The sequence below is a fragment of the Streptomyces sp. NPDC057617 genome (assembly GCF_042800555.1).
Lineage (GTDB): Bacteria > Actinomycetota > Actinomycetes > Streptomycetales > Streptomycetaceae > Streptomyces.
In genome coordinates, this window is record NZ_JBHVGV010000011.1 from 124463 (window position 1) to 148950 (window position 24488).

A 24488-nucleotide genomic window follows, 5' to 3' on the forward strand; every position below is an offset into this window, starting at 1 on the left:
ATGCCGCCGTCGCCCCGGTCATCACCCTCGCCCCGCTCCGGACCGTCGTCACGCCCGCGCCACAAGGCCCTGCTCATCGGCGCCAGTGAGTACGACGAACCGGCGATCCGGTCCCTCCCCTTCATCCGCGACGATCTCCAGCGGATGAACACCGCGCTGTCGGAACGCGGTTTCCAGCCCGTAGAGATCGCCGAGTCGCAGCGCGGCATCACCCCGAACGCCGTCAACCGCCACGTCCTGCGCTTCCTGCGCGAAGCCGGCCGCGGCGACACCCTGTTCATCCTGCTCAGCGGCCATGGCCTGCACTTCGAGGGCCGGGACTATCTCATCCCCGAGGACGCCTACTACGAGGGCGGCTCCTTCGCCGAGAGCTGTATCGAGATCGGCTGGCAGAAGGAGCTCGAAGACTCCCCCGCCGGCCAGGTCGTCTTCCTCATCGACGCCTGCCGCGAAGGAGCCGCACGCAAGGCCAAGGCCGCCCCGCCCCGGATGCCCGGCTGGGAAAAGCCCAAGATCGCGGCGGCCCTGCGCCGCAAGGTCGCCTACGTGTACGCCTGTTCCAAGGGCCAGTACGCGCTGTACGTGGACGAGTCCGAGGCCGTCGTCCGGAGCGAAGACGCTCATGGGACCGACATCGGCACCCAGCCCGGCGACTCCTTCAGCCTCTTCTCGCGCGCCGTCTCCGACATCGTGGCCGGCGTCCAGCACACCCTGCACATCGGCGAGTTCGCCGAAGCCGTCCAGCAGCGGGTGACCGAACTGCACACGGCGTACGGCAAGAAGCCCCCGGTCCAGCGGATCAGGGTCGAAACGGACATCCCCTGGCCCGAGTTCACCGTACTGCCGGGCCCGGCCCGCGACTCCTCCGAGCACCCCTGGGTACGGAGCACCGCCACCCATCCCGTCTGGGAGCGCACCGCCCCGGGCAGCGCCCGCGAAGCGCTCAAGGAGGTCTGCGGCACCCTCGCCGGGCGGCTCGCGGACGGGTACGAGAAGGCCGCGGCGGCCCTCCGCGACGACCCCTGGCACGACAGCGAACTGGCCAAGCGCGCGCAGGACCGTCTCGGCTTCCTCACCGACAAGCTGGCCCCAGGCACCCAGCTCTCGCCCAGCGAAGCCGCGCTGGCGGTCCTGCTGCCCCTGGTCAGCCAGGCCTTCTGGACGCACGAGGCCGCACAGCGCGCGGCCGTGGTCGCCAGAGGCCCCGCAGCCGGCGGCTCTTCCGGAGCCCGGGCCTCAGCTGTAGCCGGAGCCGCAGCCAGGACCGGGACCGGAGCCTTAGCCGGGACCGGAGCCGGAGCCGAGGCCGAGGAGACCACCCCCGAGCGCGACCGCTTCGGCAAGTTCGCCCAGGGCTTCCCGCGCCTCCAGCGCCGCCTCCGTACCCTCGAACAGCGCGGCGTCTCCGACGGTTCGGTGGAGCGCATCCGCTGGTGGCTCTTCCACCGCTGGCTGATCCGCCAGCCCGAGCTGTACGCGTCCCAGACCCTCAAGACCCTGCTCGGCCCGCCGCCCGGCGGCCCCGAATGCCCGGCCTGGGCCGCCGATGTGCTGTCCGGGGAGCGCTTCATGCGCTTCCTCCAGGAGCTGCGGGCGACCCCCTTCGCCGTACCCCGCCGTACCCCCCGGCCCGGCGACCACGACGAGTCCGACCACGATCTCGTCGCCGCCATGACCAGGGACGAGCACGAGCTGCGCGAGCCCCTCGTCGCCTCCCTCGCCAAGACCGCGCAGGCCTTCGCCGTCGACCCGCTGGACCTGCCCGAGATCCTCGTCGAGCACATCGGGATCTCCGACAGCGTCAAGCTCACCGATCTGCTGACGACGATCCGCGGCTCGAACTGGCCCAACTCCGGCCTGGGCCGCTCCCTCAAGGCCCTCTGCGAGCACCCCGCCGTACAGATCGCCCTCCGCGAGCACGCCCAGCGCGTCGACGCCCTCCTCCGCGACATCAACCGCTCCCCGGCCCCCGCCCTCGCCCCGCTGCGCTCCCTCCCGCCGTACGCCGACGCCGACCGCGTCCGCCTCAGCGGCAACACCCCCGCCCACCTCTCCGACGGCATCCGCTTCCAGCTCGCCGAGGACCGGGTGCAGGAGCTGCTCATGGGCGAGGAGCTGTACGGCGAACGCGAGCTGGCAATCCGCGAGCTGTACCAGAACGCCCTGGACGCCGTCCGCTACCGCGACCGCCGTACGGAATATCTGCGCCGGTCCGGACAGCGCCCGGAGGAGCGGTTCGAAGGACTGATCGAGTTCGTCCAGTCCGTGGACGACCAGGGGCGCCCGTATCTCGAATGCCGCGACAACGGCATCGGCATGGGCATCAACGAGCTGAGAAATGTCTTCTCCCAGGGCGGCGCCCGCTTCGTGGACCTCCCCGAGTACATCGAGGAGCAGACCGCCTGGGCCGAACTCGGCGAACCGCGCATCGAGTTGCACCCCAACAGCCGTTTCGGCATCGGTGTGCTCAGCTACTTCATGCTGGCCGACGAGATCGAGGTCACCACCTGCCGCATGGGCCGCGACGGCCGCCCGGGCCGCAGGCTCCAGGTCAAGATCGCGGGCCCGGGCAATCTGTTCCGTATCGAGGACCTGGGTCCGGGCACCGAGCCGGGTACGACGGTACGGCTGCTCCTCACCGAGCACAGAGAGCGCATCTCCTGCGTGGACACGCTTCAGAGAGTGCTCTGGCTGGCCCCGTACCGTACGACCGCCGAGCACGGCTCGCGTACTCACGAGTGGGAGCCCGGGCAGCTCTCCCTCAGCGGTCCTGAGCTGGCCTGGCTCGATGACGAGGAGATGTTTTCGCTCAGCGGCGCGAGCTATCCGTCCGACCACCCGGACGTGTGGTGGGTCGACGGTACGGGCTGGCTACTCAGCGATGGACTGCTTGCTTCCACGGTCAACAACGTGGACGAGCCGTACGGCGCCGTGGTCAACCTCGCCGGGGATCACCAGCCCGAGCTGAGCGTCGACCGCAAGACCATCCGCGTCTTCGACAGCAACTATGTGGACCGGCTGCTGGACGAGGCACTGCCCAGCCTCTTCTCGACCGCGCGCCCCCTGCTGCGGCCGGACTGGCTCGAAAAGGTCAGCACCGTGTCGGTGCGCTTCGCGGACGCCGTGGCCGAGCGGGCGCGGACCAGCGAGGTTCAATGGCCAATGGGGGATGCCGAACGGACTTTCGCGGAGCTGGGGTTCTTCCGCCCGGACCAAGTACTACTGCCGCTGGTCACCGGCCGGTATCCGGCGGGCCCTGACACCCATGTCGCCTCGTACATGAGCACCGTCCCCGCTCCCGTACTGCGCTGGAGGCTGCTCACGCTCTACCGGGCGGACCTCGGTGCCCCCCTCACCACGTCCGCGTGGACCAGTTCCGAACTGCCGTGCGCCCGGCCCTCGGACACACTCCTGCTCATCGACACCGGCTCGCCAAGCAATTGGGCCAGCGAGTACAAGTCCTGGCTGGAGGGGGTGAACGGGCTGCTGAGGTACGGTACCCGCCCCTCCAAGTTCGTACTGAACTCAGGCATTCTCAGCCTCAACGCCCTGCACGAGTGGCGCGACCCCGGAGAGCCGACGCCGCTCGACGAGATCCTGCCGCTGGTCCGAGCGACAAGGCTCAATGTGGGAGCGGTCGCGGGACGCCTGATCTCGCTGGGTTATTCCGTCGCCCCGCTGCCGGAGAGCGCCGAGCGGATCCAGCCGGGCGACCTGCTCCTCCTCCGCCCGCTCGGGCAGCCCGGATGGATCCAACCCGGTGATGAGTTGTCGCTGGCCCAGGTGTGCTACAGCGCGGCCAGGGCCGAATGCTCCCCGCGTGAGGCGGCCGATCGGCTCACGGAGTTGGGCTTCACCGTGCCAGAGGAGTCCCCGACGTACGAGGAGATCACGGCTTGGACCTCGGAGGAGCGCGTGATCCTCTTTACTCTGTGGGACTTCCATGCCGATCCTCTGTCTGCGGAAGAAGCGCAGGAGATAAACCACCCGCAGCTCATCAGTGTGGCGCGGTTTTGCGGTGTCACCCTCGACGCGGTGATCAAACTGCTGAAGCGGACGGGCTTCTCCCTGTCCGAGGAGTGCGCGTCGCGCGAGCACACCCCGCTACCCGACGACGACTGGGACATCATCAGCTACAACGACATCGCCCTCACCGTGGACCGCACGGTGCCGGTGCCCCATCTCGCGGGAGTCGCGTACCGCACCGGCAGGACTGTAGAAGGCGTCGCGGAGAAACTGAGCGCGCTCGGCTTCGAGGTCCCCGAACTCCCCCTAGGCCGGCCGCTGCCGAACAAGCAGGACCTCAACTTCTTGTGCGAACGGTATGTGACCGTCTCGCACGACGCCTGGCCGGATGAGGAGGAACCCCTCTGGGTCCAGGACATCGCCGAGCGGGCCTACTACTCGAATCTGTCGATGACGGAGGCGGCGGCAAAGCTGCGGTCACTGGGCTACGACTGTCCGCAGGACACCGAACTGCTAGACCGTTTCCAACAGTCGGACAGCGACGTGCTGCGGTTTGACACGCCGAGGAAGGTCACGGCGGTGCAGTCGTACGCGGTGGCAGACCATGTCGGACTGAGCCCGACGGAAGTGGCAGAATGGCTCAGCCTTTTCGGGTACGAGGTCGAGCCCGAGTCGGAGGCGGTGCGGCGGGACCGGAATGCGCAAGACCTGTTGGGGGCCGTGCTGGCGGGCGCACGGGAAATCCGCCTGTCCGAGCTTTCTGAGATGGCAGGCACCGAGATCTCCCTCCCCACCCTGGCCTCGGTCGCCATGCACCAGCGGCTGCCCTTCCGTACCGTTGCCCTCAAGGCGACGGAGCTGGGGCTGCGGCACGAGGCGGAGGAGTGGTTCGTGGCGGACGAGCCCGAGGAGAAGGCGGCCGAGGCCGAGGCTCCCGGCACGGAAGCGGCCGGGACCGAAGAGGATGGCGCTCAGCCCGCGGACTGAGCGCCACGCGCCGCCTCTTGGACAGCGGACGGCAGACGGCCCGGCCGGCAGTACGGGGCTGAAGCCCCACAGCCGGACCGGGCCTGCCGATGCGGAAGTGCCAGTGCCGGGCGTGCCGGTCAGTCGCCGGTGTTGGTCGCCCAGACAGGCTTGTTCGCGTTGTTGTAGACGACGACATTGCCGTCGTCCTGGACCGCCAGGTACCGGCCCTTCTGCCACGTCCCGGCGGCCCAGAGCGCCTTGCCGGCCTTGTTGTACACAACGAGGTTGCCGTCGCTCTGCATGACGAGGCGGTCGGCGTTGGGGTAGACGTTCGGGGCCTGCCAGACGGGACGGTTGTCCTTGTAGAGGACGACGTTGCCGTCGCTCTGGACGCGCAGGATGGCGCGTCCGTTGCCGGAGGTCCACGCCTGGTTCTTGCCGAGGGTGGCGGGCGCGTAGAACTTGGAGTCGCTCCGCAGCGTCTCCTGGAGCTGCGTGCTCTCGACGGTACGGACCGCACGGCCGCTCTCCACCGCGTCAGCGGCGGGAACGGCGGCCAGAACGGGCAGGGCTGCGAGGGCGAGCGCGGGAAGGCCGCGCCGCACGAGGTTTTTGATCACAACCCGGTTGTAGGCAGCCCGCGTGTGCCCCGAACAGCCCACCGGCCACGAACTCACCCGTACGGCCCAGCGTTTTCATCGCCGAAACGACTCTGCCTGCCCAGCGACCGTGTTCTTAAACCAACTCGTTCTTCGCGGCCGACTCATCCTTTGCGGCCGCCGTACGGAACGGCCCCTCGACCGCCTTGAGCCGCTGCATGGAGGTCAGTTGGACGGCGAAGTGTACGGCGGCAGCGGCGGCGAGAATGTGCAGCACGTCGGCGGCCATGTACAGCACCACCCCCTCCTCGATCTCGGTCAGCGTCTTGGCGGCCGCGTCATTCCTCCCGGCGTACGAGTTGAGCAGCATGCTGGAGACGAACAGCCCCCACCACAGGTTCACCGGCCAGACCCGCGCCCGGTACCGCTCGCCGTCGGCCGGCAGCGAAGTGGCGGCGCCCCACATGTCGAAGGCGATGCGGTACGGCATCCAGAAATTCGCCAGCGGAATCAGCCAGGCTCCGATGGCCCACCCCGGTCCCCTGCGGAACCGGTCCGGCGCCAGCGGCCCGGTTTTGCGGCGCATTTGGAAGAACCAGACGATGAAGACGATCGCGCAGGGCAGGTACACGACGGCCTGGTACCACGCGGCCGTGTCGTACAGCGAGGCGGCGGCATCCAGTTCCTGCTGCGGGGCCGTGGCGAAGCCGCCGTCTCCGTCGATCACCGACCGGAGCCGGACTTCGGTGAACAGGCTGAACAGATCGCTGAGGGCCGCGAGAGCGAGCCCCGCGACGGCCACGGCCAGAAGTCCGTGCGACGCCGCAGTCGGTTCTCCGGGCAGCGGCGGACGCGGACGCGGATCAGTGGATGCGGACATGACGATGAGAGCCCCCCACAGGCGAGAAACGGAACGGCCTGCGAAGGAACCCGCGGCCGAGTCACGATACGCCGGACATCAGAGTCCCGTCCATGACAATTCCGCAGGTGAGCCGGTGCGTCGACCCGAAACGATCAGTAAGCCTCGGGTCCAGGCCATGCCGCCGGGCCCGGACCCGAGCCGGCCCCGGACGCATGGCGCTCGGCCCGCTGCCTAGGCCGCTGGGGCCGGTCGTCCCTTCGGCCTTCTCAGGCCCGCTTCCGTGAGCCTCCGTACCAGTTCCTTCGAGCCGACCTCCACCGCGCCCCCACGCACCAGATCCCCGTACCGCTCCCCCGGCACGTCGTAGTGGTCGCGCTCGAAGGCCCGGCGCGGGCAGCCGGCCGCCGCCGCGAAGGCGTGCAGTTCGTCGAACGAGACATCGCTGACCAGGTGCGACCACAGCCGCCCGTGCCCCGGCCAGGTCGGCGGGTCTATATAGACCGTCACGAGCCGCCCGCCCCCGTTCCCGTCCCCGTCCCCGTCCCCGCCCTCAGCGCGCCCACCGCCGCGACCACCACGCCCGCCTCCGAGCAGACCCAGTGCGGATCGGGCCCCAGTTCGGGCTCTACATCGAGCGCGTGCGGCTCGGTCTCCACGCCCCCGGTCTCCGTACAGACCGGGCAGAGCGGCCACCGTCCGTACCGTTCCAGCAGCGCGTCCTGCACATCCTGGGCGACCAGCCCCGCCACGAACGCCGCGCCCTCGGGCCACTGCTCCACCCACCAGCGCCGGTGCGAGACCGACTCCTCCACCAGCGACACGACGTCGGCGCGCGCCACCCCGCCCGCCGCCAGATCGGCCAGGACCAGCGCCCGCGCCGAATGCAGCGCGCGCTCCAGCGGATCCACTTCATCCACCTCAAGGTCCGGGTCAGGTCCAAGGCCAGGATCGGGGTCGGGATCGTCGATACGGTCGCTCATTCCGCCATTGTCAGGGATGACCGGGGGTTGACGACCGGCGCGGGCCGAAAATATCTTTCAGAGGTGACCCAAGACGTGAAGGAAATTTTCAGCGGCGATCCGCCGCCCGCCCCCGCGGCACTCGCCGCCAAGGTACGCACCCTCGCGCCCACCATGACCCGCTCCATGCAGCTCGTCGCCGAGGCCGTCGCCGGCGACCCGGCCGGCTGCGCGGCGCTCACGGTCACCGGGCTCGCCGAGCTGACCGGTACGAGCGAGGCCACCGTCGTCCGCACGGCCCGGCTCCTCGGCTACCCCGGCTACCGCGATCTGCGCCTCGCCCTCGCCGGCCTCGCCGCGCAGCAGCAGTCAGGACGTGCGCCCGCCGTCACCGCCGACATAGCCGTGGACGACCCGATCGCCGATGTGGTCGCCAAGCTCGCCTACGACGAGCAGCAGACCCTCGCCGACACCGCCGCCGCACTCGACACCGTCCAGCTCGGCGCGGTCGTCGCCGCTGCCGCCGCCGCCCGCCGGATCGACATCTACGGCGTCGGCGCCTCCGCCCTCGTCGGCATGGACCTGGCGCAGAAGCTGCTCCGTATCGGCCTGATCGCGCACGCCCACTCCGACCCGCACCTCGCCGTCACCAACGCCGTCCAGCTCCGGGCCGGCGATGTCGCGATCGCGATCACCCACTCCGGCTCCACCGGCGATGTCATCGAGCCGCTCAGGGTCGCCTTCGACCGGGGCGCGACGACGGTCGCGATCACCGGCCGCCCGGACGGCCCGGTCTCGCAGTACGCCGACCATGTGCTGACGACCTCCACCGCCCGCGAGAGCGAGCTGCGCCCGGCCGCGATGTCGAGCCGTACGAGCCAACTCCTCGTCGTCGACTGCCTGTTCATCGGGGTCGCGCAACGTACGTACGAGACGGCGGCGCCCGCGCTCTCCGCGTCGTACGAGGCCCTCGCGCACCGGCACAGCCCCCGCAGCGCCACCCGCTGACCCGCCGCCCCGGCCGGCCTCCGGCACCCGCACCCGCACCGGTACCCCCAGCAGAAAGAGCCGCTTCTCCATGACCTCCCAGCACGGCGAGCACAACGGCGCGCAGCGCGGCGCCGATCGGCACAGCGAGGGGCGCGAGGGGTACGAGGAACTCCGCGCCCAGCTCGACACCCTCACCACCGAGGCCTTCCGCCCCGAACTGGCGGAGATCGACCAGCTCCCCACCCTCGACATCGCCCGCATCATGAACGGCGAGGACACCACCGTGCCCGCCGCCGTCGCCGCCCAGCTCCCCCGTATCGCCGCCGCCATCGACGCCACCGCCGAGCGCGCGGCCCGCGGCGGCCGGCTGATCTACGCGGGCGCCGGTACGGCAGGACGCCTCGGCGTCCTCGACGCCAGCGAGTGCCCGCCCACCTTCAACACCGACCCGGAGGACGTGGTCGGGCTGATCGCGGGCGGCCCGGGCGCCATGGTCACCTCCGTCGAGGGCGCCGAGGACTCCAAGGAGCTGGCCGCCGCCGACCTCACCGCCCTGAAGCTCACCGCGGCCGACACAGTCGTCGGGATCTCCGCCTCGGGCCGCACCCCGTACGCGGTCGGCGCGGTCGAGCACGCCCGCTCCCTGGGAGCGCTCACCATCGGTCTGTCCTGCAACGAGGGCAGCGCGCTCGCCGCGGCGGCCGAGCACGGCATCGAGATCGTCGTCGGCCCCGAACTGATCACGGGTTCCACCCGCCTCAAGGCCGGTACGGCACAGAAGCTCGTCCTCAACATGATCTCGACGATCACCATGATCAAGCTGGGCAAGACATACGGAAACCTGATGGTCGACGTCCGCGCCTCCAACGACAAGCTGCGGGCGCGCTCCCGCCGTATCGTCTCGCTCGCCACCGGCGCCCCCGACGACCGCATTGAGAGCGCTCTCACGGCCACCGACGGCGAGGTCAAGAACGCCATCCTCACCATCCTGGGCTCGGTCGACGGCCCCACCGCCGCCGCGCTGCTGGCCGACTCACAGGGGCACCTCCGCGCGGCACTGAAGGCGGCGGCGCAGGAGGCAGCCCGCTGATGAAGCACGAGATCGCCCATATGAAGCGGAACGGAGGCGGCGTCATCGTCAACTTATGTGGAATCGGATGGATCTAGGGCCTGTTGGCTATGTCGGAAGTCACAGTGAGTCCCGGCGCGGGCCTGGCATGTGGGGGACTCCCGGCTGTGAGGGGAATGGGGAACGCGAGGGGAGACGGGATGAATGCAGCCCGGATGGCACTTTTTCGCCCGCCGGCCATCACGACAACTGGCCCGTAAGGCGATCGCCCACAACACCCTTGCCCGGGCTGGCAGGTGTTCGGTTACCGGTCAGGGGCCGGTCGCCTCTTCGCCGACGATCCCGAGTCCATCAAGGCGTCCGGGACCGGCGGAACACGTATGTGCCTGCCCTGTTCACCAGGTGTCCCAGTGCAGCACCTTCTCCCTCGGGATGCGGCGGGCCGGGCGGAAGTCGGTGCCGAGGGTGAACGCCACCGGGATGAACGCCGCCTGCATGACGTCGTCGTAGGGGATGCCGAGGACGCGGGCCGACTCCTTCTCGTGGACGAGGTTGCCGGTGGTCCAGCAGCTGCCGAGGCCGCGGGCGCGGGCGGCGAGCATGAAGCTCCAGACGGCGGGGAGGATGGAGCCCCAAGTGCCGGCCTGCTTCAGGATGGGCGCGTTGTCGGTGCGGCCCTCCACACAGGGCACGACGATCGCCGGGACCTCGTGGATATGCTGGTAGAGATGGGCGGCGCCGGAGTACACCCGCTCCATGTGCGCCACGTCGGCTCGGCGCACGTCCCGTTCGGGGACGGGGTCGGAGACGCCCGGCGTGCGCACGCCGTCGCGCCACACCTCGGCCAGCGCGGCCCGCCGCTCGGGGTCGGTCACGATCACGAAGTGCCAGCGCTGACGGTTGCGGCCGGTCGGTGCCTGGACCGCCAAATCCACGCATTCCTCAAGCAGTTGGCGAGGCACGGGCCGGGTGAGGTCGAGGCGGTGACGGACCGCCCGGGTGGTGGAGAGGAGTTCGTCGGAAGAGAGGTCGAGAGTCATGCGTTGACCTTCGCGGGGCGTGCCGTGCGGCGACAACGCCGGGCTTTCACTGGATGAAAACGCGAGGTGCGAAATGGCCGAGAGCGTTGCCGGGCGGGTCTTCTCGGTGCTGGACGCGTTCGTGGGCGCGCCGGCCACGCTGCGTCTGACGGAGATCGCCCGACGGACCGGACTGCCGGTGCCCACGGCGCTGCGGATGGTGCGGGAGCTGGTCGCGTGGGGCGGGCTGGAGCGGGCGGCCGACGGCTCCTACCGCCTGGGCACCCGCATCCGCGCCCTCGGCGCCGCGGCCCCCTGCCCGCGCGGCCTGCTCGACCTCTCGCTCCCCGCCCTCCGCACGCTCACATCCCGCACCGGCGGCCACGCGGACATCGCCGTCCCCTCCGACGGCACGGCGCTGTGCCTGGTCAGCGGCAAACGCCTGCCACTGCACGCCACATCGGCCGGCAAGATCCTCCTCGCCCACGGCCACGGCCCGTCGGCGGAGGTACGGCGCCACACCCGCCACACGGTGACCGCCCCGGGCACCCTCGGCTCCCAGCTGATCCGCATCAGGGAGACCGGCATGGCCACCGCCCACGAAGAGTACGTACTGGGCGAACTCTCCTTCGCTGCACCGGTGTTGCGGAACAACCGGGCCGTGGCGGCGGTCTTCGTCACCCTGCCCACCAGCACGCCGTACGACCGCGTCGACAGCGCCCTCCGCGAGGCGGCCCGCACCATCGGCCGAGGACTCGCCAACCCACCGCGATAGCCGCACCGACCGCCCTCGACGTGCCACGGCCAACTGTGCACGAGGTCGCTGGCCTGCGGTCATGGCCCCGATCCCGTGGGGCAAGTTCCCCACTGTCGCGGAGCACCAACTGGCCCGCCGGTGGCTGGAGTTCATGGCCAACATCGGGCGAGCACCCAACACAGTCGACGCGTACGGACGTGCGGTCGAGGACCACCTGCGGTTCTGTGCCTCGGCAGGCACGGACCCGCTACTGGCCCGCGCGGACACCGTCGCTGCCTGGATCAGGAACATGCTGGACTGACCATCGCGTCGGACGCCGAAGGCTCCGCACCGGGCCGAGACGGGTCTGGCGAACGCAACCGTCCAACAGCGCCTGGTCGCGGTCCGGTCCTTCTACGAGTACCTGGTCGAAGACGGCCTGCGCGAACAGAACCCAGTCCGCCGAGGACAGGCAGGCCGTGCCGGCCGCAGACCCCGCCAGGGCCTGGTACGGCATATCGAGCAAGCTCCCTGGATCCCCAACGAGGATGTCTGGCAACGGATCCTGGCCGCCTGCACCGCCGAATCACTGCGCAACCGGCTGATGGTCACGCTCGCCTACGACGGTGCTCTGGGCCGCGAAGAACTCGTCCACCTCGACGTCGGGGACTTCGAGCCCGCGCACCGTCTGATCCATCTGCGGGCGGAGACCACCAAATCCCAAAGGGCCCGGGAGGTGGCCTTCGGCACCACGTCCCAGCTGTTCGTGGCCTATCTCCGCGAACGCCGCACGCTGTTCGGCCGCATCGACGGGCCGCTGTTCCGGTCAACGTCGAACCGCAACTGCGGTGCCCCTCCGGGGGCTTCAAGCTGGTCGAAGACCGTCGAACGCATCGCCCGACGCGCCGAGGCCGCCCGGCTGTCCACCCACACCTTCCGGCATCTGCGGCTCACCGACCTGGCCCGGGCCGACTGGACCATCGACCAGATCGCCCAGTATGTCGGCCACCGCGATCTGGCGACCACCATGCGTTGCATCCAGCTGTCCGGCCGTGAACTGGCCGCCCGTTTCCACCGTGCGAACACCACCATCCACGCCGACCGCGAACGACTCTCGCCTCACTGCTGGAGGAGCCATGAACCAAGCCGACACCGGCCGGGCCCCCAACGGGGCGACGACACGTGATGCCCTGCTCGACCTGATGCGCCCGGTCGACGAGGCCGTACGGGATTGGCCCCGCAAAACGGGCCGCGCCGCACGCAACCGAGTCCTCGACGCAGTCCGCGCCCACGGCCGCTCCTACCAGTCATGGGACGAAGCCACCTGGGCGGAGGTCTCCCGCACGGCCGGCGCGGCCCGTCTGCACATCGCGGCCCTCGGGCACCTCCTCGGCGGGCATCACCGCCTGCACCACACTGCCGGAATCAACCAGTTGCACAGGCTGGCGGACCTGATCTTCGGCCCCGGAGCCACCGAGCCCGCACTGCGCGAGGTCGAACAGACGCTGAGCTCCTGGCAGACCTCCCCGCACCTGCTGGAGTGGCAGGTCGGCAACGCGGTCCTCGACGCCCTCCTCAGCGCCGGAAGCCCTCGCCTGGAAGACCTCACCGACACCCTGGTGCGCCAACTGGTCGCCGATTATGACAAGGCGGACGGACTGCACAGCCGACGCCGCGGTCTGATCAAGCTCTCCCGGGTGCTCGCGGGGAAAGGCATCATCCCCGCCCCGCTCCACAGCAACGAGGGCAAGGCCGGCCCCCGTTCCGACATGCTCTCCACTGTCCCGCCGGAATGGGCCGACTGGGCCCTGCGCTGGCGGAAGTTCTCCACGCATGAGCCCGGGAGACCATCCGCTCAACGTTCTCCGTCATCCTCATCGCCGCACGCTGGGCCGCGGAAAAACACCCCGCTGTCATCGCACCGGATCAGTTGACCAGGGACATGGCGGCCGAGTACGTCGCCGACACCATACAGGCCACCGTCGGCCAGTGGGCCGGACACAACCGCAACCGCAGCCGCTTCGGCCAGCCCATCGCCCCCGGCGGCCGGGCGGCACGGATCGGCAGCATCCGCGGATTCTTCTGCGACCTCATCGAATGGGAATGGATCAAACCGCGCTTCGACCCCCGCCGCGTGATGAGCATGCCCCTGTCCCTGCGCGCCCAGATGGGACCCAACCCCAGGATCATCGACGACGCGTCATGGGCCAAGCTCATGGCCGCAGGGCTGACCCTGAACGCCGAGGACCTCAAGCCCTACGGCTCCGGCCGGGCCCGCAAAGCCGGCTGGCAAGCCACCTACTACCCCGTCGAGATGGTCCGCGCGATGGTCGGCGTCTGGCTGTTCGGCGGCTACCGCGTCGACGAGATCCGCCGGCTCGAACTGGACTGCGTCACCTGGGATCAAGGCACCGACGACACCACCGGCGCGCTCTTCACCATCTGCCTGCTGCACATCCCGCAGAACCAAACCTCCCGGCCGTTCAACAAGCCGGATGGACCGCCTCCAGGCGTCCCCACCCTCACCCACCGAAAGGTCACGCTCCTGTTTCGATTCTCAATAACTTGTCACTTCCTCCAGATAGCCATGAGCCGCCATCTCCACGCTATGTATAGGCTTTCACCACACAGAGTGGTCATGGATGGCTAGCCTGGCCAGACAGAGCAGACAAACGCCACCACGTGTTCTGGGGGAGTGCCCATGCCGGTTCAGAAGCCGCTCGACCCGTCGTCGTCGCCACGCGCCATGCTCGGTGCGGAGTTGAGGTACCACCGCGAGAGAAAGGGCATGTCTCAGGGCGAGTTGGGGCAGCCGCTGTTCGTGAGCGGTGCGTTCATCGGGATGTTGGAGGTGGGCGTCCGGAGGATGCAGCCGGAGTTCGCCGTCAAGTTCGACGAGATCTTCGAGACCGGGGAGTACTTCTTCCGCCACTGCGAGGTGCTGAAGAAGTCGAAGTACCCGGACCACTTCGCGGAGGCGGCGGAGGCCGAGGCGACGGCGGTGATGATCAAGGAGTACGCGCCGCTGCTGATCCCGGGCTTGTTGCAGACGGAGGCGTACGCGAGAGCGGTCTTCCGCGCGGGGTTGCCCACGGCAACGGAAGAAGTCATCAACGAGTTGCTGGTCCCACGAGTGGAACGGACCAAGCTGCTCAACGAGCCTGCGGTGCCCACGGTTTGGGCGGTGCTGGACGAAGCCGCGCTGCGCCGGGCAGTCGGCGGCCCCGCGACGATGGCCGAGGCACTACGCCATATCGCCGCGCTCATGCGCCGCCACCGCGTCATCGTGCAGGTGCTTCCGTTCACGTCCGGCGCCCACGCGGCAATGGGCGGCGCCCTCAAGCTGATGGACTTCGACGACGCCCCTCCGCTGGCCTACGTCGACGGGTTGGCATCGGGCCAACTGCACGACGATCCGGCTACTGTGCGGCGTTTCGCACTGACCTACGATCTGATTGGGGCCAGTGCACTGTCACCCGAAGCTTCCTTGGCCCTGATCGAATCAGCGGCGGAGGATTACGCGCATGAAGAGCAGCAGGCATGAGTACGACCTGAGCGGCGCGTCCTGGCACAAGTCCAGCCACAGCGATGCCAGCGGCGGCAACTGCCTCGAAGCCGCCCGCACCCCCACCGGCATCGTGCCCGTCCGGGACTCCAAGATCCCCGCCGGGCCCGTTCTCACCTTCCCGGCGGTGAGCTGGGCCGCCTTCATCAGCCAGGTCAAGGCCGAGCACGCCGCATAGGCCCCGGCTCCGTACCAGCCCCCGCCCCAGCACCCGCACCGCAACCGCCGGGGACGGCCGAAGCCGCCGCCTCCGGCGTCCTCGCCTATCGTGGGAAGCGTGCTGGAGTGGACCGACCATGATGTGGACGGGCTCCTGGTCCGCGAGGCCCGTGACCCCACGGTGACGGAGCGCGGCCGGGTACTGATGGTGCCCGGGGCCATGCACGGCTGGTGGGCGTACGAGCGGTGGATGCCGGTGTTCGCGGAGGCGGGCTGGACGCCGCTGGCGATGTCGCTGTCCAACCACACGGGCTCCCGGTCCCTGCCGGACGCGGAGTTCCTGGCGTACACGCCCGGTGACTACGCGGCCGAGGTACGTACGGTCCTGCTCACCCTCTTCCCCGACCTCGACCCGGATCTGAGGCCGCCCGTCCTGCTGGGCCACAGCATGGGCGGCCTGGTGACGCAACTGGTGGCCGAGGCGTACGTACCGTATGCCCTTGTCCTGGTCTCGACCGTGGGGCCGGGACAGCTCGGCCCGACGCGGGTCGAAGGATTTCCGGCGGACCGCCCGGTGACGTACGGGCGGGAGGAGATCCAGGAGATGTGGTTCCGCCATATCTCCGAGGAGGACCTCGATCATCTGATGGGGCGGCTGACCCCCGAGTCCCCCGCCGTCCTGAACCGCCTCAGGAACGGCACCGTCACCATCGATCCCAGCACCATCCGCTGCCCGGTCCTGGCGGTGGGCCCGGAGAACGACCGCGCGCCGGTCCATGACATCCGTACCGTCGCCAAGCTCCTCGGCGCGACCCCGGTGCTCGTCCCCAACACCGGCCACGACATGATGCTCGAACTCCCGGGCCTCCCCGCCGCCTCCACCATCACTGCCTGGCTCAACACCCTTACCCCGGCCGGTATTTAGGCAGCCGCTCACGCTTCCTGGGCTACGTTCCCTGGGCGGGGGCCGTGATGAGGGAAGCCGCTCGCTCCGCGGCGCTGCGTTCCACGCACAGCTCGTTGCCCTCGGGGTCCGCGAGCGTTGCCCAGCCCGTGCCGTCCGGGCGGCGGTGGTCGGCGAGGAGGGTGGCGCCGAGGGCGAGGAGGCGGTCGACCTCCTCGTCGCGGGTACGGTCCTGGGGCTGGAGGTCCAAGTGGACACGGTTCTTGGTGGACTTGGCCTCGGGCACCGTGATGAACAGCAGCGCCACGCCCTCCGCCGTCACCAATACCTCCGGATCCCCGGGGTGATCGTCCTCGGCGAGCGATCCCCCGAGCGCCTCGGCCCAGAATCCGGCGAGCGCGTACGCGTCGGCGCAGTCGAATGTGATGTGTCGTACGAGCGAAGTCATGCGCGCCACTCTGATTCGTCACGCCCGCCACTGTCCAGGCGATTTCCGCCGCCCGCTGCGCCCGTAACTGAGCGCCGCAAAGGCCTGGATTGCGGCCGCGGCGAGGAGCGTGGCGGGGAGGGAGTGGGGGGCGAGGGGGGCGGTGAGGGTGGCGCCCAGGGCGAAGGCGGTGATCTTGAGGCTGGCGCCGGTGGTGAAGATCTGGGCGCGCAGCCGCTCGGGCGCCTCCCGGTGCCGTACCGCGAACAGCGCCGCGAGCTGCGGCCCTTCGCCCAGACCGGCGATCAGCGCAGCGACGATCAGCGGAACCGGCCGGCCGGTCGCGGCGAGGAGAAAGGCAACCGCCAGTACGAGCGTGCCGCACCGGAGAACGGTGTCGGGCCGCCGCATCAGCCGGGGACACCGGGCGAGCACCGCATTGGCCGACAGCGCGGAGACTGCGACACCGGAGAGCAGCAGGACCCCATGCCCGGCCGCCCCGTACACCCGCTCCCCCAGCAACGGACTGCACGCGACGAACATGCCCTGCCCCACACAGGAAATGACGGACCCGGCGGTGGCCCGGGCGAGGGGCGGGGTACGGACGATGGCCCGGACTCCGGCCCGGATGTCGGCGGCGAGAGGGGTACGGGCCGAGGGCCGGAGCGGGAGCGGAGACAGCGGCGCGGGCGGGGGCGGGGGCTGGAACGGAGGCGGAAGCGACGGTACGGGGAGCCTCCACGCCGCCGGCACCGCCGCGCCGATCAACGTCGCGGATACGATCACGCCCGCCGGCGCCCCCACCGCGCCCGCGACCGCTCCCGCTGCCGCCGGACCCAGCAGGCTTGCCGCGTTGAAGGTCATCGCGTCGAGGGCGGTGGCGCGGGGGAGGCCCTTCTCCCCTACTACGTGCGGGAGTTGGGCGGTCCAGCCGCCCGACAGAGCCGGGCCCAGCAAGCCCGCGCAGGCCGCGATCAGGAGCGTGGCCACCACCGGTACGCGCCCGATGCTCAGCAGAATCAGGACAAGGGCCGACGCGTACGCCCCCAGCGCCACGGCCAGCAGCCGGCCCGGACGGGGCGATCTGTCGAGCAGTACACCGAAGACCGGGCCGCCGACCGCCGCCGAGACCGTGATACCGGCGAGCAGCAGGGTCGCCGTGGACGCCGATCCGGTGATCGCCAGCCCAGCCAGAAGCAGCGCCGGGCCCGACATCTCGTCACCCGTACGGGCCGCGGCGGCCCCTACGACGTACGACCGGAGTGCGTAACGCTTTCGCATGCTCGGCACGTTACGCACGTAACTCAAAACTTGACCAGATGCGTTACATTCGGCCCATGCCACCACCGGCCCCGAACCCGAAGCCCTCGGCCACCGCCCAGCGAACCGCCGCCCTCATCAACGCCCTCACCACCCACGAGAGCCCACCAGCCAACGCGGCCACCACAGCCGACACGGCCGGCGCGATCGTCACAGTCACCGAAGTCCTGCGCGAACACGGCGAAGCCGACCCCATCGAACTCTCCTCCCAGGACATCGCCGACATGCGTGCCGTCGCGCTGAAGCTCCGCGAAGTCTTCGCCGCCGATGACGTCGGCTCCGCCGCCGCCTCACTCAACCGTCTGCTGCGCCTGAGCCCGGGCCCCCTCCGTCTCACCTCGCACAACGGTCTGACCGCCTGGCACCCGCACCTGGACAGCACGGACGACGCGCCGTGGGCCGAGTGGTTCCTCGCCTCGTCGTGCCTCGCGCTGACCGTTCTCGTCTGGGACCGGCAGCGCCCGCCCGGCGGCATCTGCGCGTCGGCCGGCTGCCGGAACGTATACGTCACCCAGGGCAGCGGCCTCCCCCGCCGCTACTGCTCCCGCCGCTGCGCGACCCGCGAACGCGTGGCCGCCCACCGCCGCGCCCACACCTGACCAGCACCAGCCCCGCGCCCCCAAACCCCAAACCCCAAGCCGCAAGCACCAAGCCCCGAGCACCAAGCCCCAGGCCCAAAAAGCCGTCACCGCGGCCGCAAGCCCGCCAGCAGCGTCTCGACCGTCTCCGACACCAGCACCCCGAGCGGCTTCGCGCCGTTCATCCCCGTGGCCGCGAGCACCGCGAGCCCCTGCAACAGCGCCAGCACCGCCATATCGGCCCGCCCCGTCGTATCGGGGTCGATGTCACCCCGCGCCCGGGCCTCCGCGAGCAGCCGTACGGGCGCGGCGAACGCCCTGTCGTTGGCCTCCCGCAGCCGGTCCCCGCGCGAACCCTCCTTCGGGCCGTGCATCAGCCCCAGCAGCTCACGGTGCTCGACCGCGAACTCGACATACACCTGCGCGAAGAGCACCAGCCGCTCGGTCACATCGCCCTCGGCGCCGTTCAGCGCCGCGTCGAGCCTGCGGCCGAGCCGCTCGTACCCCACCTCGGCGAGGGCGTCGAGCAGCGCCCGCTTGTCGGGGAAGTGCCGGCGCGGCGCGGCATGGCTGACGCCGACCTCGCGGGCGAGTTCCCGCAACGAGAGGCCGTCGGCGCCGTGTTCGGCGAGGGTACGTTCCGCCTGCCGCAGCAGCGCGGTACGGAGGTCTCCGTGGTGGTAGGGCCGGGGTGCGGTCACCGGACCACCCTACCTAGATGTTGCCATTGACTACAATGTATCCATTGACTACTTTGCAGCCATGACCAGCTCACCCAGCAGCACTCCCCGCACCACCACCGCCCCCTGGACCCTCGCCGACCTGCCGCCGCAGACCGGCCGTACCGTGATCATCACCGGCGCGGGCAGCGGCATCGGCCTGGAGACCGCCCGTGCGCTCATGTCCGCTGGGGCGCATGTCGTCATGGCGGTACGGAATGTCGAGCGCACCCGCGAGACAGCCGCGGCCATGATGACCGGCAGCGCCGAAATCCTCCCTCTCGACCTCGCCGATCTCGCCTCGGTCCGCCGCTTCGCCGCCTCCTGGGACCGCCCGGTCGACATCCTGATCAACAACGCCGGCGTGGCCAACGTCCCGTACGGCCGCACCGCCGACGGCTTCGAGACCCACTTCGGCACCAACCACCTGGGCCACTTCGTGCTGACCAGCCTCCTGCTCCCCCGGATCACCGGCCGGGTGGTCACCCTCGCGTCCAACGCCCACAAGAACGCCACGCTCGACCTGGACGACCCGAACTGGCGGCGCCGCCCGTACCGCGCCTCCGCCGCCTACGGGCAGTCGAAGCTCGCCAACCTGCTCTTCACCCTCGAACTGCAACGCCGGCTGACCGAGGCCCGCTCCCCGCTCCTCGCCCTCGCCGCCCACCCGGGCGCGGCGGCCACCGGACTGAACCGGCACCTCGGCCCGCTCATGAGCCTGGTCGCCGCGACCGTCGGCCGTCTGGTCATGCAGAGCGGCTCCGCCGGCGCCCTGCCGACGCTCTTCGCCGCCACCCAGGACCTCGAAGGCGCCGCCTACATCGGCCCCGACGGCCGGGGCGAACTCCGCGGTCACCCCACCCGGGCCACCCGCACCCCCACCGCCCAGGACCCGTCCCTGGCACGCCGGTTGTGGACCCTCTCCGAGGACCTCACCTCAACGGCCTTTCCCCGCCTCGGAACCAGCCCCGGAACCAGCCCCGGAAGGTGACCGCACCCACTGGCCGGTCACCCTGGAAACGCCCGAGGGCGGCACCCCCACAGGGGTGCCGCCCTCAGTACAGAAGGACCGGATCCGAGCCGAAGTGGCTCAGAAGTCCATGTCTCCGCCCGGCATGCCGCCCGGAGCCGCAGCCGCGGCCTTCTCCGGCTTGTCGGCGATGACGGCCTCGGTGGTCAGGAACAGCGCCGCGATGGACGCCGCGTTCTGCAGCGCGGAACGCGTCACCTTCGCCGGGTCGATGATGCCCTCGGCGATCATGTCGACGTACTCGCCGGTCGCGGCGTTCAGACCGTGGCCGACCGTCAGGTTCCGGACCTTCTCGACGACGACGCCGCCCTCGAGGCCACCGTTGACGGCGATCTGCTTGAGCGGGGCCTCCAGCGCCAGCTTGACGGCGTTGGCACCGGTCGCCTCGTCGCCCTCCAGCTCCAGCTTCTCGAAGACCGAAGCGGCCTGGAGCAGAGCCACGCCACCACCGGCGACGATGCCCTCCTCGACGGCCGCCTTGGCGTTGCGCACCGCGTCCTCGATGCGGTGCTTGCGCTCCTTCAGCTCGACCTCGGTCGCGGCACCGGCCTTGATGACGGCCACGCCGCCGGCCAGCTTCGCGAGGCGCTCCTGGAGCTTCTCGCGGTCGTAGTCCGAGTCGCTGTTCTCGATCTCGGCACGGATCTGGTTGACCCGCCCGGCGACCTGGTCGCTGTCACCGGCACCGTCGACGATGGTGGTCTCGTCCTTGGTGATGACGACCTTGCGGGCGCGGCCCAGCAGGTCCAGGCCGGCGTTCTCCAGCTTCAGGCCGACCTCCTCGGAGATGACCGTGCCGCCGGTGAGGATGGCGATGTCGTTGAGCATGGCCTTGCGGCGGTCGCCGAAGCCCGGGGCCTTGACGGCAACCGACTTGAAGGTGCCACGGATCTTGTTGACGACCAGGGTCGACAGCGCCTCGCCCTCGACGTCCTCCGCGATGATCAGCAGCGGCTTGCCCGACTGCATGACCTTCTCCAGCAGCGGAAGGAGGTCCTTCACGTTGCCGATCTTGGAGTTGACGATCAGGAGGTACGGGTCGTCCAGGGACGCCTCCATACGCTCCATGTCGGTGGCGAAGTAGGCCGAGATGTAGCCCTTGTCGAAGCGCATACCCTCCGTCAGCTCAAGCTCCAGCCCGAAGGTCTGGGACTCCTCGACGGTGATGACGCCTTCCTTGCCGACCTTGTCCATGGCCTCGGCGATCAGCTCGCCGATCTGGGTGTCGGCGGCGGAGATGGAGGCGGTCGAAGCGATCTGCTCCTTGGTCTCCACGTCCTTGGCCTGCTCCAGCAGAGCGCCCGAGACGGCCTCGACGGCCTTCTCGATACCACGCTTGAGGGCCATCGGGTTGGCACCGGCGGCCACATTGCGCAGGCCCTCGCGGACGAGCGCCTGGGCGAGCACGGTCGCGGTGGTCGTACCGTCGCCGGCGACGTCGTCCGTCTTCTTGGCGACTTCCTTGACCAGCTCGGCGCCGATCTTCTCGTACGGGTCCTCGAGCTCGATCTCCTTGGCGATGGACACACCATCGTTGGTGATCGTGGGGGCGCCCCACTTCTTCTCGAGGACGACGTTACGGCCCTTGGGGCCAAGGGTGACCTTGACGGCGTCGGCGAGCTGGTTCATCCCGCGCTCGAGACCGCGCCGTGCCTCCTCGTTGAACGCGATGATCTTGGCCATGTGAAGTGGTCCTCCCGGACAGGGGTCTCCCCGGGCCGCCAGGCCCAGGGGGCGGGTGGAACGGACCGCGACGGCGCCCGCGACGGACGGCCTGAGAGCCGTGCGGTTCCTTGCCCCACCGGCTCTTCGGGCCTCACTGACCCGGTCCTCAAGTTGTCACTCTCACTTGCAGAGTGCTAACGCCAATGATTAGCACTCGACCCCCGAGAGTGCAAGCTCCCCCGGCTCCCGCGACCCCTTCGAGGCACGGGTACGGGTACGCCCGCGGGCACCCCGAGCGCGTACCGCGCGTGTGCACGCACGAGGGGCCCGTATCCCCATCTCTGGGATACGGGCCCCTCGCGCGTGAGCTGAGTGCGTCGGTGGCCGATCGCGCCGGGATCAGACGGCGAGCTTGACCATGTCCGCCTGCGGACCCTTCTGGCCCTGCGAGATCTCGAACTCCACTCGCTGACCTTCTTCAAGGGTGCGGTAACCGTCCATCTGGATCGCGCTGTAGTGGACGAAAACATCCGCACCACCGTCGACCGCGATGAAGCCGTACCCCTTCTCCGCGTTGAACCACTTGACGGTGCCCTGAGCCATGCCTAACTCCCCTATTACTGGCCCTTCCAGGGGGCCACACTTCGCGCCGGAACGCGTCGACCGCGGCTGAATGTATCTGCCCAACTGCCCTCTGCAACAGGTCAATCGGACGAGAATTCTGGGCATGGCTGAACACGCATAGCGACGAATTCGCTGCGTTCCCGGGCAAGTCGGGCCGGGCAAAGCGCACCTATAGCGCAAACAACACCAGGACTTTGCCCCCATGTTGTCGCGTTCTGATACACGCGCGGCAGGGGCGGCGGAGGGGCGTTCCCATACTCTATCGCGTTCAACCATAGAGAATGGCTCCCTCCGCTTGCTTCGCGGAGGGAGCCATCGGGGGACCATCGGGGGACCATCGGGGGAGCCGTCAGAACGAGCCGCACCGGCGGGGCATAGGGCTCCGGGGGCTCGGGGAGGCTCAGCCCCCGGCGACCGCGGGGATGATCGACACGCCCGCGCCCGCCGGGGTGACGGTCTCCAGGCCCTGCTCGAAACGGACATCGTCGTCGTTCACGTACACGTTCACAAAGCGGCGCAGCTTGCCCTGGTCGTCCAGGACGCGCGCGGCGATGCCGGGGTGGTTGGCCTCCAGGGACTGGATGACCTCGGAGAGGGTCGCCCCCTCGGCCGGGACCTCCGCCTGACCGCCGGTGTACGTACGGAGAATGGTGGGGATGCGGACATTGACGCTCATAGTGGTGTTCTGCCTTCCGTCTTCCGGCTTTCCGTAACGCCGGTAACGTCGTCGGGATTCAGCGGGCCAGGCCGGCTTCGCGGAACGCGTCCAGGCTCGGGCGGATCGTCGCGGTCGGCCCCGTCGTCGCCGCCACGGCGTCCAGGGTCTTCAGTCCGTCACCCGTGTTGAGGACCACGGTCGTCAGCGCCGGGTCGAGCAGACCGGCGTCGATCAGCTTCTTCGTCACACCGACCGTCACCCCGCCCGCGGTCTCCGCGAAGATCCCCTCGGTGCGCGCCAGCAGCTTGATCGCCTCGACGATCAGCTCGTCGTCGACGTCCTCGACCGCCCCGCCCGTACGCCGGGCGATGTCCAGGACGTACGGTCCGTCCGCCGGGTTGCCGATCGCCAGCGACTTGGCGATCGTGTCCGGCTTCTGCGGCCGTACGACATCGTGCCCGGCCTTGAACGCGGTGGACACCGGCGAACACCCCTCGGCCTGGGCGCCGAAGATCTTGTACGGCCTGTCCTCCACCAGCCCCAGCTTGATCAGCTCCTGGAGACCCTTGTCGATCTTCGTGAGCTGCGAGCCCGAGGCGACCGGGACGACGATCTGGTCGGGGATCCGCCAGCCGAGCTGCTCGCAGATCTCGTACGCGAGGGTCTTGGAGCCCTCGCCGTAGTACGGGCGGAGGTTGACGTTGACGAAGCCCCAGCCCTCGCCCAGCGGGTCGCCGATCAGCTCCGAGCAGAACCGGTTCACATCGTCGTACGTGCCCTCGATACCGACGAGTTCACCGCCGTACACCGCCGCCATGACGACCTTGCCCTGCTCCAGGTCGTGCGGGATGAACACGCAGGAGCGGAAGCCGGCGCGGGCTGCGGCGGCGCCGACCGCGCCGGCCAGATTGCCGGTGGAGGAGCAGGAGAGGGTGGTGAAGCCGAAGGCGCGGGCGGCCTCGACGGCGATGGCGACGACCCGGTCCTTGAAGGAGTGCGTCGGGTTGCCGGAGTCGTCCTTGACGTACAGGCCGCCGGTGACGCCCAGTTCGCGGGCGAGGTTGTCGGCCTTGACCAGCTTGGTGAAGCCGGGGTTGATGTTCGGCTTGCTCGCCACATCGGCGGGGACGGGCAGCAGCGGCGCGTACCGCCAGATGTTGTCCGGTCCTTCGGCGATGCGCTTCTTCAGCTCTTCGGGGGTGCCGCTCGGCAGGTCGTACGCGACTTCGAGCGGCCCGAAACAGCTCGCACAGGCGAAGATCGGCCCGAGTTGGAAGCGCTCTCCGCACTCGCGGCACGAGAGGGCGGCGGCGGGTCCGAGATCGACAGAGGCGTCGGCGTGGCGGACGGTCTGCACAGCCATGATGGCGAGGCCCTTTCTCCTCATCTTCCTTACGACGCATTTCGCCGCAAGACGGAATTGGCACCTTCCCCACCGTGACCTCGCGGTCGGCGGGAGGGTTGCCGGGACTTCAACGGGCCGTTCCCTCAGTCCCTCTGGATGAGCGCTATGGCGTCGGACCCCTGGTCCGGCGCGTTTTTTCACGAAACGACCCCGGCATGCGGTGGCCACTCGTGTTGTTCAAGACTGTAACCGAAGGAGCGGACGGTTGAGATAGTGGTCCGCACCGCGAGATGGATCACGTCGGCACGCGTGACCATGCATGAGC

At 69.7% G+C, this 24488-nt stretch carries 25 protein-coding genes and 1 riboswitch; of the genes, 13 read left to right on the forward strand and 12 right to left on the reverse strand.

Going from position 1 to position 24488, the window contains the following annotated elements:
* Positions 1 to 4953, forward strand: a complete 4953-nt coding sequence (locus tag ACFU9P_RS25940) for a caspase family protein (protein WP_384085039.1) — start codon at positions 1 to 3, stop codon at positions 4951 to 4953.
* A 119-nt stretch (positions 4954 to 5072) separates the two neighbouring features.
* On the opposite strand, the gene ACFU9P_RS25945 is transcribed toward ACFU9P_RS25940, so the two are convergent.
* The 4 genes from ACFU9P_RS25945 to ACFU9P_RS25960 form a co-directional block, all read right to left on the reverse strand.
* Positions 5073 to 5555, reverse strand: coding sequence for a hypothetical protein (locus ACFU9P_RS25945; RefSeq protein WP_376381564.1), 483 nt, complete (start codon positions 5553 to 5555; stop codon positions 5073 to 5075).
* A 115-nt stretch (positions 5556 to 5670) separates the two neighbouring features.
* Positions 5671 to 6414: a DUF4328 domain-containing protein gene (locus ACFU9P_RS25950; protein WP_384085043.1), complete on the reverse strand. Its 744-nt coding sequence runs from the start codon at positions 6412 to 6414 to the stop codon at positions 5671 to 5673.
* Between the two features lie 213 nt (positions 6415 to 6627).
* Positions 6628 to 6903, reverse strand: coding sequence for a DUF4031 domain-containing protein (locus ACFU9P_RS25955; protein ID WP_384085046.1), 276 nt, complete (start codon positions 6901 to 6903; stop codon positions 6628 to 6630).
* Complete coding sequence (locus ACFU9P_RS25960; protein ID WP_384085418.1) at positions 6900 to 7313, reverse strand: hypothetical protein; 414 nt, start codon at positions 7311 to 7313, stop codon at positions 6900 to 6902. Before ACFU9P_RS25960 ends, ACFU9P_RS25955 begins: the two co-directional genes overlap by 4 nt.
* Positions 7314 to 7439: 126 nt before the next feature.
* Between ACFU9P_RS25960 and ACFU9P_RS25965 the strand changes: the two genes are divergently transcribed.
* Positions 7440 to 8363 (forward strand): MurR/RpiR family transcriptional regulator, encoded by a 924-nt coding sequence (locus tag ACFU9P_RS25965; protein WP_376381569.1) that lies wholly within the window; start codon positions 7440 to 7442, stop codon positions 8361 to 8363.
* Positions 8364 to 8433: 70 nt separating this feature from the next.
* On the forward strand, positions 8434 to 9435 hold the full coding sequence (gene murQ / locus ACFU9P_RS25970; RefSeq protein WP_384085050.1) for an N-acetylmuramic acid 6-phosphate etherase: 1002 nt from the start codon (positions 8434 to 8436) through the stop codon (positions 9433 to 9435).
* 374 nt (positions 9436 to 9809) lie between these two features.
* On the opposite strand, the gene ACFU9P_RS25975 is transcribed toward murQ, so the two are convergent.
* Positions 9810 to 10454 (reverse strand): nitroreductase family protein, encoded by a 645-nt coding sequence (locus ACFU9P_RS25975; protein ID WP_384085053.1) that lies wholly within the window; start codon positions 10452 to 10454, stop codon positions 9810 to 9812.
* A gap of 73 nt (positions 10455 to 10527) precedes the next feature.
* On the opposite strand from ACFU9P_RS25975, the gene ACFU9P_RS25980 reads away from it, so the two are divergent.
* The 8 genes from ACFU9P_RS25980 to ACFU9P_RS26015 all read left to right on the forward strand — a co-directional run bounded on the left by ACFU9P_RS25980 (position 10528) and on the right by ACFU9P_RS26015 (position 15818).
* Entirely contained in the window at positions 10528 to 11208 is a 681-nt protein-coding gene (locus ACFU9P_RS25980) for an IclR family transcriptional regulator (RefSeq protein ID WP_384085056.1), read from the forward strand.
* Between the two features lie 61 nt (positions 11209 to 11269).
* Entirely contained in the window at positions 11270 to 11491 is a 222-nt protein-coding gene (locus ACFU9P_RS25985; protein WP_384085059.1) for a hypothetical protein, read from the forward strand.
* 213 nt (positions 11492 to 11704) lie between these two features.
* Positions 11705 to 12355, forward strand: a complete 651-nt coding sequence (locus ACFU9P_RS25990; RefSeq protein ID WP_384085421.1) for a site-specific integrase — start codon at positions 11705 to 11707, stop codon at positions 12353 to 12355.
* Positions 12306 to 13103 (forward strand): hypothetical protein, encoded by a 798-nt coding sequence (locus tag ACFU9P_RS25995; protein ID WP_384085062.1) that lies wholly within the window; start codon positions 12306 to 12308, stop codon positions 13101 to 13103. The genes ACFU9P_RS25990 and ACFU9P_RS25995 overlap by 50 nt, the downstream gene beginning before the upstream one ends.
* 8 nt (positions 13104 to 13111) lie before the next feature.
* Complete coding sequence (locus ACFU9P_RS26000; protein WP_384085065.1) at positions 13112 to 13819, forward strand: hypothetical protein; 708 nt, start codon at positions 13112 to 13114, stop codon at positions 13817 to 13819.
* A 51-nt stretch (positions 13820 to 13870) separates the two neighbouring features.
* Positions 13871 to 14713: a helix-turn-helix transcriptional regulator gene (locus tag ACFU9P_RS26005; protein WP_376381584.1), complete on the forward strand. Its 843-nt coding sequence runs from the start codon at positions 13871 to 13873 to the stop codon at positions 14711 to 14713.
* Positions 14694 to 14912: a DUF397 domain-containing protein gene (locus tag ACFU9P_RS26010; protein ID WP_384085068.1), complete on the forward strand. Its 219-nt coding sequence runs from the start codon at positions 14694 to 14696 to the stop codon at positions 14910 to 14912. The genes ACFU9P_RS26005 and ACFU9P_RS26010 overlap by 20 nt, the downstream gene beginning before the upstream one ends.
* A 99-nt stretch (positions 14913 to 15011) precedes the next feature.
* Complete coding sequence (locus tag ACFU9P_RS26015; protein WP_384085071.1) at positions 15012 to 15818, forward strand: alpha/beta hydrolase; 807 nt, start codon at positions 15012 to 15014, stop codon at positions 15816 to 15818.
* Between the two features lie 22 nt (positions 15819 to 15840).
* Here ACFU9P_RS26015 and ACFU9P_RS26020 read toward each other — a convergent pair whose 3' ends face one another.
* Both ACFU9P_RS26020 and ACFU9P_RS26025 read right to left on the reverse strand, forming a co-directional pair.
* Positions 15841 to 16245, reverse strand: a complete 405-nt coding sequence (locus ACFU9P_RS26020) for a VOC family protein (protein ID WP_384085074.1) — start codon at positions 16243 to 16245, stop codon at positions 15841 to 15843.
* 18 nt (positions 16246 to 16263) lie between these two features.
* Positions 16264 to 17505 (reverse strand): MFS transporter, encoded by a 1242-nt coding sequence (locus ACFU9P_RS26025; RefSeq protein WP_384085077.1) that lies wholly within the window; start codon positions 17503 to 17505, stop codon positions 16264 to 16266.
* Between the two features lie 56 nt (positions 17506 to 17561).
* Here ACFU9P_RS26025 and ACFU9P_RS26030 point away from each other — a divergent pair, with 56 nt between their 5' ends.
* Positions 17562 to 18143 carry a CGNR zinc finger domain-containing protein gene (locus ACFU9P_RS26030; RefSeq protein ID WP_384085080.1) on the forward strand — a complete coding sequence of 194 codons (582 nt, stop codon included), beginning with the start codon at positions 17562 to 17564 and terminating at the stop codon, positions 18141 to 18143.
* 86 nt (positions 18144 to 18229) lie between these two features.
* On the opposite strand, the gene ACFU9P_RS26035 is transcribed toward ACFU9P_RS26030, so the two are convergent.
* Positions 18230 to 18823, reverse strand: a complete 594-nt coding sequence (locus tag ACFU9P_RS26035; RefSeq protein ID WP_384085083.1) for a TetR/AcrR family transcriptional regulator — start codon at positions 18821 to 18823, stop codon at positions 18230 to 18232.
* A 61-nt stretch (positions 18824 to 18884) separates the two neighbouring features.
* Here ACFU9P_RS26035 and ACFU9P_RS26040 point away from each other — a divergent pair, with 61 nt between their 5' ends.
* Positions 18885 to 19832, forward strand: a complete 948-nt coding sequence (locus ACFU9P_RS26040; protein WP_384085086.1) for an oxidoreductase — start codon at positions 18885 to 18887, stop codon at positions 19830 to 19832.
* Positions 19833 to 19931: 99 nt separating this feature from the next.
* Here ACFU9P_RS26040 and groL read toward each other — a convergent pair whose 3' ends face one another.
* From groL to thrC, 4 genes are all read right to left on the reverse strand, one after another.
* Positions 19932 to 21554: a chaperonin GroEL gene (gene groL / locus ACFU9P_RS26045; protein WP_046501378.1), complete on the reverse strand. Its 1623-nt coding sequence runs from the start codon at positions 21552 to 21554 to the stop codon at positions 19932 to 19934.
* A gap of 381 nt (positions 21555 to 21935) precedes the next feature.
* Positions 21936 to 22139, reverse strand: a complete 204-nt coding sequence (locus ACFU9P_RS26050; protein WP_005315736.1) for a cold-shock protein — start codon at positions 22137 to 22139, stop codon at positions 21936 to 21938.
* Between the two features lie 421 nt (positions 22140 to 22560).
* Entirely contained in the window at positions 22561 to 22836 is a 276-nt protein-coding gene (locus tag ACFU9P_RS26055; RefSeq protein WP_046501379.1) for a ubiquitin-like small modifier protein 1, read from the reverse strand.
* Positions 22837 to 22894: 58 nt separating this feature from the next.
* Positions 22895 to 24181 (reverse strand): threonine synthase, encoded by a 1287-nt coding sequence (gene thrC / locus ACFU9P_RS26060; RefSeq protein WP_376381601.1) that lies wholly within the window; start codon positions 24179 to 24181, stop codon positions 22895 to 22897.
* Positions 24182 to 24198: 17 nt separating this feature from the next.
* Positions 24199 to 24326: riboswitch (SAM riboswitch) on the reverse strand.
* Positions 24327 to 24488 lie beyond the last annotated feature (162 nt).

Coding starts and splice junctions, on each gene's coding strand:
- ACFU9P_RS26040 (WP_384085086.1), top strand. CDS start 18,885: ATGACCAGCTCACCCAGCAGCACTCCCCGCACCACCACCGCCCCCTGG.
- ACFU9P_RS26050 (WP_005315736.1), bottom strand. CDS start 22,139: ATGGCTCAGGGCACCGTCAAGTGGTTCAACGCGGAGAAGGGGTACGGC.
- ACFU9P_RS26025 (WP_384085077.1), bottom strand. CDS start 17,505: ATGCGAAAGCGTTACGCACTCCGGTCGTACGTCGTAGGGGCCGCCGCG.
- ACFU9P_RS25985 (WP_384085059.1), top strand. CDS start 11,270: ATGGCCCCGATCCCGTGGGGCAAGTTCCCCACTGTCGCGGAGCACCAA.
- ACFU9P_RS25975 (WP_384085053.1), bottom strand. CDS start 10,454: ATGACTCTCGACCTCTCTTCCGACGAACTCCTCTCCACCACCCGGGCG.
- ACFU9P_RS26005 (WP_376381584.1), top strand. CDS start 13,871: ATGCCGGTTCAGAAGCCGCTCGACCCGTCGTCGTCGCCACGCGCCATG.
- groL (WP_046501378.1), bottom strand. CDS start 21,554: ATGGCCAAGATCATCGCGTTCAACGAGGAGGCACGGCGCGGTCTCGAG.
- ACFU9P_RS26000 (WP_384085065.1), top strand. CDS start 13,112: ATGGCGGCCGAGTACGTCGCCGACACCATACAGGCCACCGTCGGCCAG.
- murQ (WP_384085050.1), top strand. CDS start 8,434: ATGACCTCCCAGCACGGCGAGCACAACGGCGCGCAGCGCGGCGCCGAT.
- ACFU9P_RS26020 (WP_384085074.1), bottom strand. CDS start 16,245: ATGACTTCGCTCGTACGACACATCACATTCGACTGCGCCGACGCGTAC.
- ACFU9P_RS25940 (WP_384085039.1), top strand. CDS start 1: ATGCCGCCGTCGCCCCGGTCATCACCCTCGCCCCGCTCCGGACCGTCG.
- ACFU9P_RS25980 (WP_384085056.1), top strand. CDS start 10,528: ATGGCCGAGAGCGTTGCCGGGCGGGTCTTCTCGGTGCTGGACGCGTTC.
- ACFU9P_RS25950 (WP_384085043.1), bottom strand. CDS start 6,414: ATGTCCGCATCCACTGATCCGCGTCCGCGTCCGCCGCTGCCCGGAGAA.
- thrC (WP_376381601.1), bottom strand. CDS start 24,181: ATGGCTGTGCAGACCGTCCGCCACGCCGACGCCTCTGTCGATCTCGGA.
- ACFU9P_RS26055 (WP_046501379.1), bottom strand. CDS start 22,836: ATGAGCGTCAATGTCCGCATCCCCACCATTCTCCGTACGTACACCGGC.
- ACFU9P_RS25995 (WP_384085062.1), top strand. CDS start 12,306: ATGAACCAAGCCGACACCGGCCGGGCCCCCAACGGGGCGACGACACGT.
- ACFU9P_RS26030 (WP_384085080.1), top strand. CDS start 17,562: ATGCCACCACCGGCCCCGAACCCGAAGCCCTCGGCCACCGCCCAGCGA.
- ACFU9P_RS26010 (WP_384085068.1), top strand. CDS start 14,694: ATGAAGAGCAGCAGGCATGAGTACGACCTGAGCGGCGCGTCCTGGCAC.